The organism is Kribbella sp. NPDC055110, from assembly GCF_053607525.1.
Genome location: NZ_JBSGTS010000005.1, coordinates 203,449 through 217,489 on the forward strand (window position 1 = coordinate 203,449; position 14,041 = coordinate 217,489).

General features: G+C 68.4%; 10 protein-coding genes. 4 read left to right on the top strand and 6 right to left on the bottom strand.

What is annotated here, in order from left to right:
* The first annotated feature begins 29 nt into the window (after nt 1-29).
* Together ACWF0M_RS10780 and ACWF0M_RS10785 are read left to right on the top strand one after the other, a co-directional pair.
* Nucleotides 30-1,229, top strand: a complete 1,200-nt coding sequence (locus tag ACWF0M_RS10780) for a thiolase family protein (protein WP_452235401.1) — start codon at nt 30-32, stop codon at nt 1,227-1,229.
* A complete protein-coding gene (locus ACWF0M_RS10785) occupies nt 1,226-3,337 on the top strand; it encodes a 3-hydroxyacyl-CoA dehydrogenase NAD-binding domain-containing protein (RefSeq protein ID WP_452235402.1) in 2,112 nt (703 codons plus the stop codon). Before ACWF0M_RS10780 ends, ACWF0M_RS10785 begins: the two co-directional genes overlap by 4 nt.
* A 249-nt stretch (nt 3,338-3,586) precedes the next feature.
* On the opposite strand, the gene ACWF0M_RS10790 is transcribed toward ACWF0M_RS10785, so the two are convergent.
* From ACWF0M_RS10790 to dxs, 5 genes are all read right to left on the bottom strand, one after another.
* Nucleotides 3,587-4,891, bottom strand: coding sequence for a hypothetical protein (locus tag ACWF0M_RS10790; RefSeq protein ID WP_452235403.1), 1,305 nt, complete (start codon nt 4,889-4,891; stop codon nt 3,587-3,589).
* 75 nt (nt 4,892-4,966) lie between these two features.
* Entirely contained in the window at nt 4,967-6,448 is a 1,482-nt protein-coding gene (locus tag ACWF0M_RS10795) for an amino acid permease (RefSeq protein ID WP_452235404.1), read from the bottom strand.
* A 68-nt stretch (nt 6,449-6,516) separates the two neighbouring features.
* Nucleotides 6,517-7,872, bottom strand: coding sequence for a hypothetical protein (locus ACWF0M_RS10800; RefSeq protein ID WP_452235405.1), 1,356 nt, complete (start codon nt 7,870-7,872; stop codon nt 6,517-6,519).
* A gap of 66 nt (nt 7,873-7,938) precedes the next feature.
* On the bottom strand, nt 7,939-9,273 hold the full coding sequence (locus ACWF0M_RS10805) for a hypothetical protein (protein ID WP_452235406.1): 1,335 nt from the start codon (nt 9,271-9,273) through the stop codon (nt 7,939-7,941).
* Nucleotides 9,274-9,280: 7 nt separating this feature from the next.
* A complete protein-coding gene (dxs, locus tag ACWF0M_RS10810; RefSeq protein ID WP_452235407.1) occupies nt 9,281-11,167 on the bottom strand; it encodes a 1-deoxy-D-xylulose-5-phosphate synthase in 1,887 nt (628 codons plus the stop codon).
* Between the two features lie 119 nt (nt 11,168-11,286).
* Between dxs and ACWF0M_RS10815 the strand changes: the two genes are divergently transcribed.
* Together ACWF0M_RS10815 and ACWF0M_RS10820 are read left to right on the top strand one after the other, a co-directional pair.
* Nucleotides 11,287-11,787, top strand: coding sequence for a DUF402 domain-containing protein (locus tag ACWF0M_RS10815; protein ID WP_452235408.1), 501 nt, complete (start codon nt 11,287-11,289; stop codon nt 11,785-11,787).
* 200 nt (nt 11,788-11,987) lie between these two features.
* Nucleotides 11,988-12,482 carry a DUF402 domain-containing protein gene (locus ACWF0M_RS10820; protein WP_452235409.1) on the top strand — a complete coding sequence of 165 codons (495 nt, stop codon included), beginning with the start codon at nt 11,988-11,990 and terminating at the stop codon, nt 12,480-12,482.
* A gap of 16 nt (nt 12,483-12,498) precedes the next feature.
* Here the strand turns inward: ACWF0M_RS10820 and ACWF0M_RS10825 are convergent, their stop codons facing one another.
* Entirely contained in the window at nt 12,499-13,974 is a 1,476-nt protein-coding gene (locus ACWF0M_RS10825) for a CocE/NonD family hydrolase (RefSeq protein ID WP_452235410.1), read from the bottom strand.
* Between the last annotated feature and the right edge of the window lie 67 nt (nt 13,975-14,041).

The window sequence follows — 14,041 nt, forward strand, 5'->3', positions numbered from 1 at the left end:
AGCTTTCCCGACCCCAGAGGAGCGTCCTCGTGCCCCGTGAGATCCGCGATGTCGTGTACGTCGACGGCGTTCGCACCCCGTTCGGCAAGGCCAAGGGCCAGTACGCCGAGACCCGCGCCGACGACCTGGTGATCAAGTGCATCCGGGAGCTGCTGCGGCGCAACCCGGGTCTCCCCCCGGAGCGGGTGGACGAGGTCGCGATCGCGGCCACCACGCAGATCGGCGACCAGGGCCTGACCATCGGCCGAACCGCCGCGCTGCTGGCCGGCCTGCCGAACACCACGCCCGGCTACGCGATCGACCGGATGTGCGCCGGCGCGATGACCGCCGTCACCACCACCGCCGCCGGGATCGCATTCGGCGCGTACGACGTGGTTGTGGCCGGCGGTGTCGAGCACATGGGCCGGCACCCGATGGGCGAGGGCGTGGACCCGAACCCGCGGATCATCTCCGAGAAGCTGGTCGACACCTCGGCCCTGGTGATGGGGTCGACTGCCGAGAACCTGCACGACCGGTTCCCGTCGATCACCAAGGAGCGCGCCGACGCGTTCGCGGTCGCCTCCCAGGAGCGCGCCGCCAAGGCCTACGCGAACGACCTGATCCAGCCTGACCTGGTGCCGATCGCGACGCGGTCGGGCGAGCTCGGCTGGGGCTACGCCACCACCGACGAGCCGATGCGCCCGGGCACCACGATGGAGGACCTGGCCAAGTTGAAGACCCCGTTCCGTCCGCACGGCCGGGTCACGGCAGGTAACTCCGCGGGCATCAACGACGGCGCGACCGCCGCGCTGATCACCTCGGCCGAAGCCGCCGAGGAGCTCGGCCTGAAGCCGAAGATGAAGCTGGTGTCGTACGGCTTCGTCGGCGTCGAGCCCGAGGTGATGGGTTTCGGGCCGGTGCCCGCGACCGAGAAGGCGCTGAAGCTGGCCGGCCTGACCATCGACGACATCCAGGCCTTCGAGGTGAACGAGGCGTTCGCGGTCCAGGTGCTGGCGTTCCTGGAGCACTACGGCATCGCCGACGACGACGATCGCGTGAACCCGTACGGCGGTGCGATCGCCTACGGTCACCCGCTGGCCTCGTCCGGCATCCGGCTGATGAACCAACTGGCCAAGCAGTTCGAGCTCAAGCCCGAGGTCCGCTACGGCCTGACGACGATGTGCGTCGGCCTCGGCATGGGTGGAACGGTCATCTGGGAGAACCCGAACTGGGAAGGCGTAGCCGCATGAGCTTGCAGGAACTGATCGACAGCGCGTCGGTGCTCTCGACCGACGAGGTCGTCACGCTCGCCCACTCGCGGGACGTCGTACTGCCGAACAAGGCCGGCACGATGGCGCTCATCACGCTCGACAACGGGCACGACCACACCAAGCCGAACACGTTCGGGCCGAAGGGCCTGGGCTCGCTGAACGCGGCCATCGACGCGGCGCTCGCTCGCGACGAGATCGTGGCGATCGGTGTCACCGGCAAGCCGTTCATCCTGGCCGCGGGCGCGGACCTGACCGGCGTACCGAAGCTGACCGACCGGGAGCAGGCGCTCGCGCTCGGCAAGATCGGGCACGGCGTGATGCGCAAACTGCTCGACGGCGGCAAACCGTCGTTCGCGTTCGTGAACGGCGTCGCACTCGGCGGCGGCCTTGAGGTCGCGCTGCACGCCACCTACCGGACCGTGTCGGTCGCGGCGGGCATGCTGTCGACGCCCGAGGTCTTCCTCGGCCTGATCCCGGGCTGGGGCGGCAACTTCCTGCTGCCGAACCTGATCGGCGCGGACAAGGCGGTGAAGGTCGTTGTCGAGAACGCCCTGAACCAGAACAAGATGCTCAGCGGGCCGGAGGCGGTGAAGCTCGGCATCGGCGACGTACTGCTGGAGTCGGCGGACTTCCTCGAGCAGTCGCTGATCTGGGCCTCGAAGGTCCTCACCGCGCAGGTCACGGTCGAGCGGCCTGCGGTTGACCGCGGCGAGGCGTGGGACGCGGCTGTTGCCCGGGGCAAGGGTTTCGCCGACGTCAAGGTGAGCGGCGCGGCGCCGGCGCCGTACCGGGCGCTGGACCTGATCGCGGCGGCTCGCGACAACGACCGCGACCGTGGTTTCGCGGCCGAGGACGAGGCGCTCGCCGACCTGATCATGAGCGAGGAGCTGCGCAGCGGTCTCTACGCGTTCGACCTGGTGAACAAGCGGGCCAAGCGTCCCGCCGGTGCGCCGGACAAGTCGCTGGCGCGGCTGGTCTCGAAGGTCGGTGTCGTCGGTGCGGGTCTGATGGCGGGTCAGCTCGCGCTGCTGTTCGCGCGGCGGCTCGAGGTTCCCGTCGTACTGACCGACCTCGACCAGGAGCGCGTGGACCGCGGCGTCGGGTACGTGCACGGTGAGATCGACAAGCTGCTCGGCAAGGGCCGGATCGGCGCGGACAAGGCGAACCAGCTGAAGGCGCTCGTCACCGGGTCGGTGGACAAGGGCGCGTTCGCGGACGCCGACTTCGTGATCGAGGCCGTGTTCGAGGAACTGCAGCTGAAGAAGACGATCTTCGCCGACCTGGAGAAGATCATCCGCCCGGACGCGATCCTGGCCACCAACACGTCGTCGTTGTCGGTGACCGAGATGGCGGCGGACCTGGAGCACCCGGAGCGGGTCGTCGGGTTCCACTTCTTCAACCCGGTCGCGGTGCTGCCGCTGCTGGAGATCATCCGCGCGGACCGGACCGACGACGCCACGCTCGCGACGGCGTTCGCGGTCGGCAAGAAGCTGAAGAAGTCCTGCGTACTCGTGAAGGACGCGCCGGCGTTCGTGGTCAACCGTTTGCTGACCCGCTTCCTCGGTGAGGTCAGCGCGGCGGTGGACGAAGGTACGCCGATCCTCGCAGCGGACAAGGCCCTGTCGGCGCTCGGGTTGCCGATGCCGCCGTTCGTGCTGCTGCAACTGGTCGGGCTGCCGGTCGCGCTGCACGTCGCGGAGACGATGAACCGCGCGTACCCGGACCGGTTCGCCGTCTCGGAGAACCTCGCGAAGGTCGTCGCCGCGGGCAAGAGCTCGTTCTACATCTGGCCCGAGGGCAAGCCGGTCGTGGACCCGGAGGTCGAGGCGCTGGTGACGGTCGGCGACAAGCCGTCCACCGCCGACGAACTCCGCACCCGTGTCCTCACCGCCCTCGCCGAAGAAATCAAGATCATGCTCGACGAGGGCGTGGTCGCCGAGGCCCAGGACATCGACCTCTGCCTCCTCCTCGGCGCCGGCTGGCCCTTCCACCTCGGCGGCATCACGCCGTACCTCGACCGCTCCGGCATCGCCGAAAAGGTCAACGGCACCCGCTTCCTCCCCAAGGGCGTCGCCAGCCTCACCTGATCCGCTGGGGGTCGGTCCGGAGCCGGAAGCCCGGTCCGGCCCCCAGCACCGCTCACCGCTTACGGGCCTCGGGCCAGAACGGTTGCGGTCAAGGGGTGTTGCGAGAAGTTGTTTCGGTGCAGGTCAGCGTGTTCAGACCGCGCAGGCGCGGCGCCGGATGATGGGTTCCATCGCGCAGACAGCTGTCCCGGTGACCGACCGCGGGACATCCCTTGTCAGCCCTTCAACCCCCACGCAGGTCATCCCCTGTCAGCCTTTGAACTTCTTGGCGCCGGTGACGATTTGGGCTGCGGTTAGGCCGGTGTCCTTTTTCAGGACGGTTTCGCCGTGTTGGGAGAGGTCGACGTACAGGGTGGCGAGTTTCTTCTCGCCTAGTTTGTCGGCGAGGTACTCCATGATCCACCAGCTGGTGCCGTAGGCCTGGTCGGCGTTGTCGGCGAAGACGGTGTCGCTGGGGAGCGCCTTCAGGCCGGACAGGTACTTGGTCCGGACGCGCTTGCGGTACGGGTCGACGGACCAGTGCGGGTCGTCCTCGATCGAGCGGCAGCGGACGTATTCGGCGAGACCTTCAACCGCCCAGATCGGGGCATTGAGACCGAGCGTCGACGTCGCCACGTGCGTCATCTCGTGGACGAGCAGGTCCTTCTCGAGCTTCTTGCGCAGCGCCGGGTTCACGACGATGCGGCTCCCGATCGGGCGGCCGACCGGCTTGCCCAGTTGCTCGCCCTCGAACAGGGTCACGGCCTTCGCCGCGATCGTCCAGCCGTCGCCGCTGCCGGTCGTCCAGAGCGTCGACATCACCCGCTCCTGCGGCATCGCCACGACCAGCACCGCCCCGTTCCACGGGCGTTCCCAGTGCTTGCGGACCGACGCCACGGCCTTCTCCGCGACTTTCGCGACCTTCGTGCCGAGACTGGCCTCGCGCTTGTCGACGACCACGACGACCTTGCCCCGCCGTACCAGCTGGACCTCGTCGAAGTCCCAGGGCTGGCGATGCCCGGCCTCGGACAGGAACTCGTCGGTCGCGGTGTCGTCGACGAGCACCCAGGACCCGGCCCGGTGGACGAACGTGTACCCGAGATCGGTCTGCACCGGCCGCGGGTCCAGCCCGGAGATCTGGTACCGCATCATCACCCGCGTCGAGTACGCCGCCGCCCCGAACTTCGTGACCATGGTCGGAACCTGCTCGAACGTGTCGGCGGTGAAGTACTGCAGCGCGCTGAACCCGAACTTCCGCAGGTTGGTGAACAGCAGCCGCTCCCGCCCCACCAACGCGGCCTGCTTGGGGTCGACCGTGGCCAGGAAGCCCTTCAGGTCGCCCTTCTGGACGGCAACGGCCCGGCGCGCCAGGACGGCGTCGACGGCCTTCGTACGCGCCGCCTTCTCGGCCGCACTCAACTCCCCCGGCGTCTTGCCAGCAGTGCTACGCGTCGCCGCGACGGCGCTGCGGCCGGCTGGTACGTCGCCGTGCCAGCCTCGGACAGCGACAACCGCGCCGGACGCAGCGAGCGCCAGCGCGGCAACGCCTGCGAACAGGCGTTTCGGGTGCTTCATGGGTGTCCCCCTCGGACGGTCGGCTGATCCTAACCGCAGCCGACCGTCCCAGCACCAAATCAGAGCGACCCGGAATCAGGCCTTCTGGACCTCGCCCGTGCGCTCCTCCAGGCCGACGCGGCTCCGCCGGTAGCCGTACAGGGCGTAGACGACGAAGCCGAGCACCATCCAGATCGCGAACCGCAGCCAGGTCTCCAGCGACAGGTTCAGCATCAGGTAGATGCAGATGACCGCGGCCAGAATCGGGATCACCGGGTTGCCCGGCACGGTGAACGATCGCTTGATGTCCGGCCGGCTCTTCCGCAGCAGCGGTACGGCGATCGACACCAGGGTGAACGCGGCCAGGGTACCGATGTTCACCATCTCCTCCAGCTTCCCGATCGGGGTGACACCGGCGACGATCGCGACGACGACACCGATGCCGATGGTCAGGCGGTACGGCGTACCCCACTTCGGATGCGTCTTGCCGAGCTGCTTGGGCATCAGGTGGTCGCGGCTCATCGCGAACACGACGCGCGCGGCGCCGATCATCAGGGTCAGTACGACGGTGGTCAGACCGGCCACCGCACCCGCCGAGATCAACGTCGCGAAGCCTCCGCGGCCGACGGATCGGAACGCCTCCGCGAGCGCGGCCTCACCGCTGATGTCGGTGTACTTCACCATGCCGGTGATGACGATGCAGACCAGCACGTACAGGACCGTGCAGATGGCCAGCGAGCCGATGATGCCGCGGGGCAGGTCGCGCTGCGGGTTCTTGGCTTCCTCGGCCGTGGTCGCGACCACGTCGAACCCGATGAACGCGAAGAACACCAGCGATGCGCCCGACACCAGGCCCATCACGCCGAACGTCGACGGTGTGAACCCGAACAGCGCCTGGAACAGCGGCGTCGTGATCGTGACGTGCGCGTCCGGAGTCTCGACACTCGGCGGGATGAACGGCGACAGGTTCGAGCTCTTGATGTAGAACAGGCCGGCGACGATCACGAACAGCACGACGAACAGCTTGATCGCAACGAGCACCAGGTTGACCCGCATCGACTCCTTGATGCCGATGGTCGCGAGCGTCGCCAGTACGACGACCAGCAGCATCGCCAGCACGTTGACGTGGCTGTCGGGCCCGATCGACGACGGCCAGCCCAACCCGATCTGGTCGAGGAACAAGGCGGCGTACGTCGACCAGCCCTGCGCCACGACACTTGCCCCGAGCATCAACTCGAGCAGCAGGTCCCAGCCGATGATCCAGGCGAAGATCTCACCGAGCGCGAAGTACGAGAACGTGTACGCCGAACCCGACACCGGCACGGTGGACGAGAACTCGGCGTAGCACAGGGCGGCGAGCGCGCAGCAGACCGCGGCCAGCACGAAGGACAGTGCGATACCCGGTCCGGCGTACAGCTTGGCCGCGCGGCCGGTCAGGGTGAAGATGCCGGCACCGATGATGACGCCGATGCCAAAGACGGTCAGGTCGACCGCGGTGAGGCGTTTCTTCAGCTGGTACTCCGGCTCGTCGGTGTCGGCGATCGACTGCTCGATCGTCTTCTTCCGCACAAGACTCATCTGCGCCTCCTCGATTGGACGGAACCATTCGAGATTGCCCCTCTGACAGCGCGAGGTCAAACCGCCACTCAGCGTTGCGGTGTGTATGTTGTCAGCGATGTCCACAGGGTGGCTTCGGTGAGCCCGGTGCGACTCAGCAGGATGCGGTCGCGGGCGGCCTGGTCGGTGCCGTTGTGCGCCATGTCCTCGTACAGCTCCTCGACCTTGCCGAGTCCGATCCGCCGCACGAGGAAGCGGACCGCCAGCCAGCTGACGCCGTACACGTCGGCGGAGTTCTGGTAGAAGCCGGCGTCGCTGGGCAGGGCCGTCAGCTGCGGTACGGCGTCGTCGACGACCTCCTGCTCCCACTTGCCGACCTCGCCCGGGCCGCTGACGGCCTCGATCCCGCGCCAGGACACGTACTCCGCGGCGCCTTCGGCCAGCCACAGCGGTTCGTACCCGCCGAGGTCCGCGGTCGCGACGTGGGTGATCTCGTGCGACAGCAGGATCTCGTCGACGCGGTCGCGCTCGTTCGGGTTGATGACGACGTACCCGCCGGCGACCGTGCCGTCGGCGGTGTCCTGTCCGGGCAGCGACGAGAACGTCGTACCGGTGCTCGCCGCGGACTCGATGTCCTCGTCAGCGAACTTCGCGTCGCGGACCTCGGTCTCGTCGAGCGCGATCACGAACACCGACCCGGTCCACTTCAACGGCCAGTACGCCGTGACCTCCTGGAGCCCCTCGGTCGCTTCGGTGACGATCGCCCGGCCGCGGGTCGTGTCGCCCTTCTCCACGACGACCAGGACGCGCGGGCCGCGCTGCACCTCGATCCGGCCGAGGTCCCAGGCCTCGCGATGCGCGCCCGGCCCGAGGTCGTCGTCCAGTTCGTTGTCCGCGGTCAGCAGCCAGTGGCCGCCGCGGGCGATGAACGTGTAGCCGAGCTCGGTCGTCACCGGCGTGAAGTCGACCTTGGGGATCTGGTACCGCATCAGGATCCGGACCAGGTACGTCGTACCGCCGTGGGCCTTGAGGATGGCCGGGTTGAATCGCTCCTCGGCCTGGCTGTAGCCAATTTCGGTGAAGCCGATCTCGACCAGGTTCGCGAACAGGATCTTCTGCGCCGCGCGAAGCTTCTTGTTCGCCGGGTCGACGTCGGCGAGGAACTGCGCCTCGTTGCCGGTCTGCACGGCCTGCGCGCGGCGCAGCAGGATCGTGTCGATCGCGACCCGCCGGGCGGCGACCGCGGCGGCGATCCGGGACGGCTTCGTGGCCTTCGGCGGCGCGGGCGACACGGCCTGCGTGGCGGCGGTCCGCCGGCGCGCGTCCTGCTCGCGTTGTTCAACGGTGTAGACGACACCGCCCGCAACCAGGGCAACCGCTACCAGCAGGCCGAGCCAGCGGCGGGGCCCAGCAGGATGCCCCTCATTGGGCGTCGACGCACTCACTTCGGGTCGTTCTCCTCCGAGTACCCGATCGTTGCAGCCGGGCTACCCTACTCGACGCTCGGCGCTTTACGCTGCCGCTGCGGCCTTGAGGGCGCGGAAAAGTCCCGCCTCGTTCATCCCGACGTGTTCGAGCATGATCCGGTCGCGTTCCTTCTGGGTCGATCCGAGCGCGGCCAGCTCGCGGTACAGCGTGCCGACCTCGACCCCGCCGAAGCGCGTGAACAGATAGTCGAGCGCCAGCCAGGACAGCGGATACGAGCTGTCGGCCTGGTCGAAGAACGTGGCGTCGGCGGGCAGGCTCTTCGCCTTCGCGAGGTACTTCGTCCGCACATCCAGCCGGTACTGCGGGATCGCCAGGGCCTTCTGCCCGTCCATCGGCAGGAACTCGACGTACGTCGCGGCGCCCTCGACCAGCCAGCGGGGAGCGTACGGGCCGTACGGCGCGGTCGCGACGTGGGTGAACTCGTGAGCCAGCGTGCGGGCGTCGACCTTGTTTCGGTTGTGCGGGTTCACGACGACGTACGAGTCGGCCCGCTGCCCTTCGCCGGTGACCTCGCCCGGCAGCGTGCGGTACACCCAGGTCGCCATCGCGAGCGCGTCCTCGGCGTTCTTCGGCTGCGTGAAGTCGGCGCCGCGGACGATCTTCTCGTCGAGCGCGATCACCACGCCGGAGCCGTTCCAGCCGCCGGGCCAGCTCTTCGAGACCGCCTGCACCGCACTGAGCGACATCGCGACGAATCTGTCCGCGAGCGCGTCCTGGCCCTTCTCCACGACCACGACAACGCGTGCGGCGCGCTTCACGAGGACCGCGTTCATGTCCCAGGCTTCCTGGTGCGAACCGCGCGGCAGGCGCTTGTCCAGGTCGGAGTCGGAGACCAGCATCCAGGTGCCGTTCGGCCGCTGGGTGAAGGTGTAGCCGAGCATCGCGCGGACCGGGACCAGGTCGATGCCGCGGATCTGGTAGGTCATCGCGACGGCCACGAGGTACGTCGACGGGCCGTACTTCTGGGCGATCGTGTCGTCGTACTGCTGGGCCAGCTGCTGGTAGGCCAGCTTCGCGAAACCGAACTGGCGCAGGTTCGTGAACAGGGTGCGCTGGCTCGCGACGAGCCGCTTGTTGCCGGGGTCGACGTCGGCGAGGAACGCCTGCTCGTTGCCGGCCAGGACGGCGTCCGAGCGGCGCTTCAGCACCTGGTCGACGGCCGCCGACCGCACGGCCTGGTCGACCGTCGGCGTGTTGGTGGTGGTGCCGGCAGCGCGACCGTCGGACTGGCTCGAGCGATGCAGGGCGAGACCGCCGGTCACCGCGACCGCTACCAGGACGAGCGACAGCAGGACCGGCCAGATCCGCGATCGCCGGCGCGTGGCCGCGTGCCGGCTGTGCCGCCCTGCCTCAGCCACGGTCCCGCTAGGTACCCGGACGGTCGCCGGCGGTGTCCGGCTCGCTGAGAGCTTCTGCGTGCTGCGTGAGCTGCTCGGTGATCTCCCGCGCCACCTCTTGGCCGGTGAGTCCGATCGCCTGCAGTACGGCAGCGCGCTTGGCGTGCTCGAGGAACTCCTGCGGTACGCCGAAGTCGCGGAACGGGGTCTCGACGCCCGCGTCGCGGAGCGCCTGGGCGATCATCGTGCCTACGCCACCGGCGCGGCCGTTGTCCTCGATCGTCGCGACGAGCTCGAAGCCCCGGGCCAGCTCGACCAGCTGCGGATCCACCGGCTTCACCCAGCGCGGGTCGACCACGGTGACACCGAAACCGTGTGCCTCCAGGCGCTGCGCGACCTCCATCGCGGTCGCCACCATCGCACCGATCCCGACCAGGAGTACGTCGGTGCCGGATCGGTGGAGTACGTCGATCTGCCCGACGCGGTCGATCGCCTCGATGTCCGGGAACACCTCGCCCTTCGCGTACCGCAGTACGGTCGGGGCGTCGTCGACCTCGATCGCCTCGTTCAGCAGCTCCTGGACCCGCTTGCCGTCCCGCGGCGCCGCGAGGCGCAGGCCGGGGACGAGGTTGGCCAGCGACATGTCATAGATGCCGTTGTGGGTCGGGCCGTCATCACCAGTGACACCCGCACGGTCGAGGACGAAGGTCACGCCGCACTTGTGCAGTGCGACGTCCAGCAGCAGCTGGTCGAAGGCGCGGTTGAGGAACGTCGAGTAGAGCCCGACGACCGGGTGCAGTCCGCCCAGCGCGAGGCCCGCGGCGCTGGTCACCGCGTGCTGCTCGGCGATCCCGACGTCGAAGATCCGGTCCGGGAACTCCTCCGCGAACGGTGCGAGACCGGTCGGGTGCAGCATCGCCGCAGTGATCGCCACCACGTCCGGCCGCCGGTGGCCGATCTTGATCAGCTCGTCGGAGAACACGTCCGTCCAGCCGCGCGGCTTGTTCACCGGGCGGATCTGGTGGAGGTTGTCCTCCTCGTCCTCCTCGGCGGCGGCGTACCCGAAGCCCTTCTTGGTCACCGCGTGCACGATCACCGGCCCGCCGAACGCCTTCGCGTTGCGGAGCGCGTCCTCGAGCGCGTGCCGGTCGTGACCGTCGACCGGGCCGACGTACTTGAGGCCGAGGTCCTCGAACATGCCCTGCGGGGCAAGCATGTCCTTGAGGCCCTTCTTCACGCCGTGCAGCACCTCGTACATCGGCGGGCCGACGTACGGCGTCCGGCCGAGGTTCTTCTTGATCAGGTCGAGGACCTTCTCGTACCGCGGGTTGGTGCGCAGGCTGGTCAGGTGAGTGGCCAGGCCGCCGACGGTCGGGCTGTACGACCGGCCGTTGTCGTTGACGATGATGACGAGGTTGAGGTCCTTGGCGGCGGCGATGTTGTTCAGCGCCTCCCAGGCCATTCCGCCGGTCAGCCCGCCGTCGCCGATCACCGCGACCACGTGCCGGTCCTCGCCGCGCACCCGGTACGCCTTGGCCAGGCCGTCGGCGTACGACAGGGCTGTCGAGGCGTGGCAGTTCTCGATCACGTCGTGCTCGGACTCGGCCTGGCTCGGGTACCCGGACAGGCCGCCCTGCTGACGGAGCGTGCCGAACTCGTGCGCCCGGCCGGTGACGAGCTTGTGCACGTACGCCTGGTGGCCGATGTCGAACAGGAGCCGGTCCCGCGGGGAGTCGAACACCCGGTGCATCGCCAGCGTGATCTCGACCATGCCGAGGTTCGGGCCGAGGTGGCCCCCGGTGCGGGTCACCGTCTCGACCAGCACATCCCGGATCTCGGTCGCCAGATCGGTCAGCTGCTGATCAGTCAGCTTCTTGAGGTCAGCCGGACCCTCCACCGTCTCCAGCACGCGCATCGAGCTCCTCCTGCGGGTCGTCCTCGAATGCTTGAGTCTATATCTCGGACTTCAAGACGCCCGCCGGGTGTGCCTGGTTCGAAGGTGTGGCGGGTCTCACTTAGGGTGATCGTGTGGAGATGGTGAGGACCCTGTTCCGGAAGTACGACGGGCAGCCGCATCGGCTGGTCGAGGCGGTCCGGCTCGGCGAGGACGAGCACGGACTGTGGGTCGGCTCCGCCCCCGGTACCCGCGGCCAGCGCGCCGACGGCAGCTGGACCACGATCGACCACCACCGGGTCCGGCTGTTCCCGCACGGCCAATGGTGGAGCGCCCTGTTCAACGACGAGCCGCACCAGACCGCGATCTACTGCGACATCACGATGCCGGCCGAGTTCGGCGTCGACTCGGTCACCACCGTCGACCTCGACCTCGACATCCGCCTGCTCCGCGACGGCACCGTACGCGTGATGGACGAGGACGAGTTCCACGAGCACCAGGTCCGCTACAACTACCCGCCACAGGTGATCGCCACCGCGCGGGCCACCTGCGACCACCTGGCAGCCACCATCACCACAGCAGAACCGTTCGCAACGGCGTACAAGCCGTACCTCGAACAGATCCGCGCGCTGGGCCGGTAACTCTGGGCGGTAACCGGCTCCCGTCGGCTAGGAGCCCCCCTGAGCCAACGGGAGCCGGTCACGATGACGACCTAGGGGCCGGCACCCCACCATGTTCCGTCGCATTACGCGACCGGTCCACTCCCCACAGCAAAGTTGCACCAAGTTGCAGAACCGCGGGCCCCAACGCCGCGGACCCGGTGGCCGATAGGTTTGGGTTCATGCGTGATGTTCGGGTGGTTTATCGCAAGTTCGACGAGAAGCTGCACTGGCATCAGTGGATGCGGTATCTGGGCGAGGACGAGTACGGCGTCTGGCTGGGCGCACCGGCCGGGTCCGTGTCGCAGCGCGGCGACGAGCCGGTGGTGACCCAGGAGCAGGCGCATGTGCAGCTGTTCCCGCGGGACAAGTGGTTCACCGCGATCTTCAACGACGAGCCGCGGTACACCGAGATCTACGCGGACATCACCACGCCGGTCGAGTTCTCCGAGGACGTGGTGACGATGATCGACCTCGATCTGGACGTGATCAAGCGCCGCGACGGGAACGTGTTCATCGACGACGAGGACGAGTTCGCCGAGCATCAGGTGAAGTACAGCTACCCGCCCGACGTGATCGCCACCGCGCGCCAGACGTGCGACTGGCTCGTCGGCGCGGTGTCCACCGACGAGCCGTTCCTGACCGTCTACAAGACCTACCTCGACAAGGTCCGCTAGGCCTCTGACACGGCTGCTACCGAGTCAGGTGAAGGCTGAGGGTTCCGTTCTTGAGCATCATCACGCCGGGGAGCGGGCCGCGTTGGCCGGCGTACATGTCGGCGATGGGGGCGACGGTGAGGTAGAGGTTCTGGCCGGCCGGGACGTCGACGGCGATGGCAGGGAGCTCGATCGTGCGTCGTACGCCGCGGGCCGTGTGCTTCTCGCGCAGCGGCATGGTGTTGTTCTGCACGACCTTCGCTGTGAGCGGGTTCTTGCCGACGCTCAACGCGAAGTACGCCGCCGACTGCGGGATCACCGTATAGACGTCAGCGGTCAGCGTGGGCGTGCCGGCGATCGTGATCGGGCCTTTCGCGATCGGCAGGTTGACGGGCAGGCCGACGCCGGTCGGCGCGACGATCTTGCCGAGCGCGTACCGCTTGTTCGGCGTCAGGTTCCGTTGCGTGAGGCAACGACCGTCGGCGGTCGAGAGGTGGTACGTTCCGAAGCCGGACAGGCCGGTCGACTTGTGCAGGAGCTGCAGCTGCATGAAGCGGATCGACAGGCTCGAGAAGTTGGGTGATCCGAGCGCGATCGAGCACGGGTCGCCCGCGGTCGCGTAGCCGGGCGGTACGACGCTGGGCAGCGTGTGACCGCCGTTGTACCCGACGAAGATCGACTTGGCCCGGGCGCGGGCGGTCAGTGCGCGGTCGAAGTTCGCGAGCCCCTGGTTGAGGTTGAACAGGTTGTCGGAGATGCCCTGACCGAACAACACCGGGAGGTCGAGCTTGCGGCCCTGCTGGACGTGCCATGCCGGTCCGTTGTGCGCGAAGAACGCGTTGAGATCGCGCCCCGCCTTCCCGGTCGGCCAGGCCCCGGTCGCGATCAGCGCCACGAAGGCGGCCGACACCGCGGGCGGCAGATGCGTGCCGCCGCCCGCGAACAGGAGCGACAGCCACATGGTCCGGGCGGCCTCCTGCGGCGCGAGGCTCTGCTTGAGATCCCACCAGGTGATCTCCGGAGCGAGCGCGTCGAACCGAGTCCGCCCGCGGTCGCGAAGCTCGGTGAAGGCGCCGGCGAACTGGTACCCGCCGCCGTACGACCCGCCGATCGCTCCGATCAGCGGATCGCCAGGCCCCTGCTTCGTCACCCAGTCCAGGCCTGCGACCAGGTCGACGAGCTTCACCACGTCGCGGCCCTCGTAGTCCGGGTTCATCACATGCGCGACGCCGGTGCTCTGGCCGAAGCTGCGCTGGTCGAAGCTGAGTACGCCGAAGCCCGCGTCGAGCCACGCCTTGAACGCGGCCGGGTCCGTGGTCCGGCTGCCGCCCCACCCGTGGCTGTGGAAGATCAGCGGGACGGTGTGCTGAGGCGAGGCGGTGGCCGGTTTGAACAGCGAGTAGCAGATCCGCACCGGCGTCGTCGTACCAGGCTCTGGGACCGACGCGACACATCCGTTCGTCACCGTGCTCGCGGCTGCGGCCGGAATCACCGGTGACAGGAGCAAGGCCACAACACAGAGCAGAGCAAGCACACGGCGCATCAGTCACTCCAGGTGATCGACGGATCTCGCTTCGCAC

Coding starts and splice junctions, on each gene's coding strand:
- ACWF0M_RS10785 (WP_452235402.1), top strand. CDS start 1,226: ATGAGCTTGCAGGAACTGATCGACAGCGCGTCGGTGCTCTCGACCGAC.
- ACWF0M_RS10790 (WP_452235403.1), bottom strand. CDS start 4,891: ATGAAGCACCCGAAACGCCTGTTCGCAGGCGTTGCCGCGCTGGCGCTC.
- ACWF0M_RS10795 (WP_452235404.1), bottom strand. CDS start 6,448: ATGAGTCTTGTGCGGAAGAAGACGATCGAGCAGTCGATCGCCGACACC.
- dxs (WP_452235407.1), bottom strand. CDS start 11,167: ATGCGCGTGCTGGAGACGGTGGAGGGTCCGGCTGACCTCAAGAAGCTG.
- ACWF0M_RS10815 (WP_452235408.1), top strand. CDS start 11,287: ATGGTGAGGACCCTGTTCCGGAAGTACGACGGGCAGCCGCATCGGCTG.
- ACWF0M_RS10820 (WP_452235409.1), top strand. CDS start 11,988: ATGCGTGATGTTCGGGTGGTTTATCGCAAGTTCGACGAGAAGCTGCAC.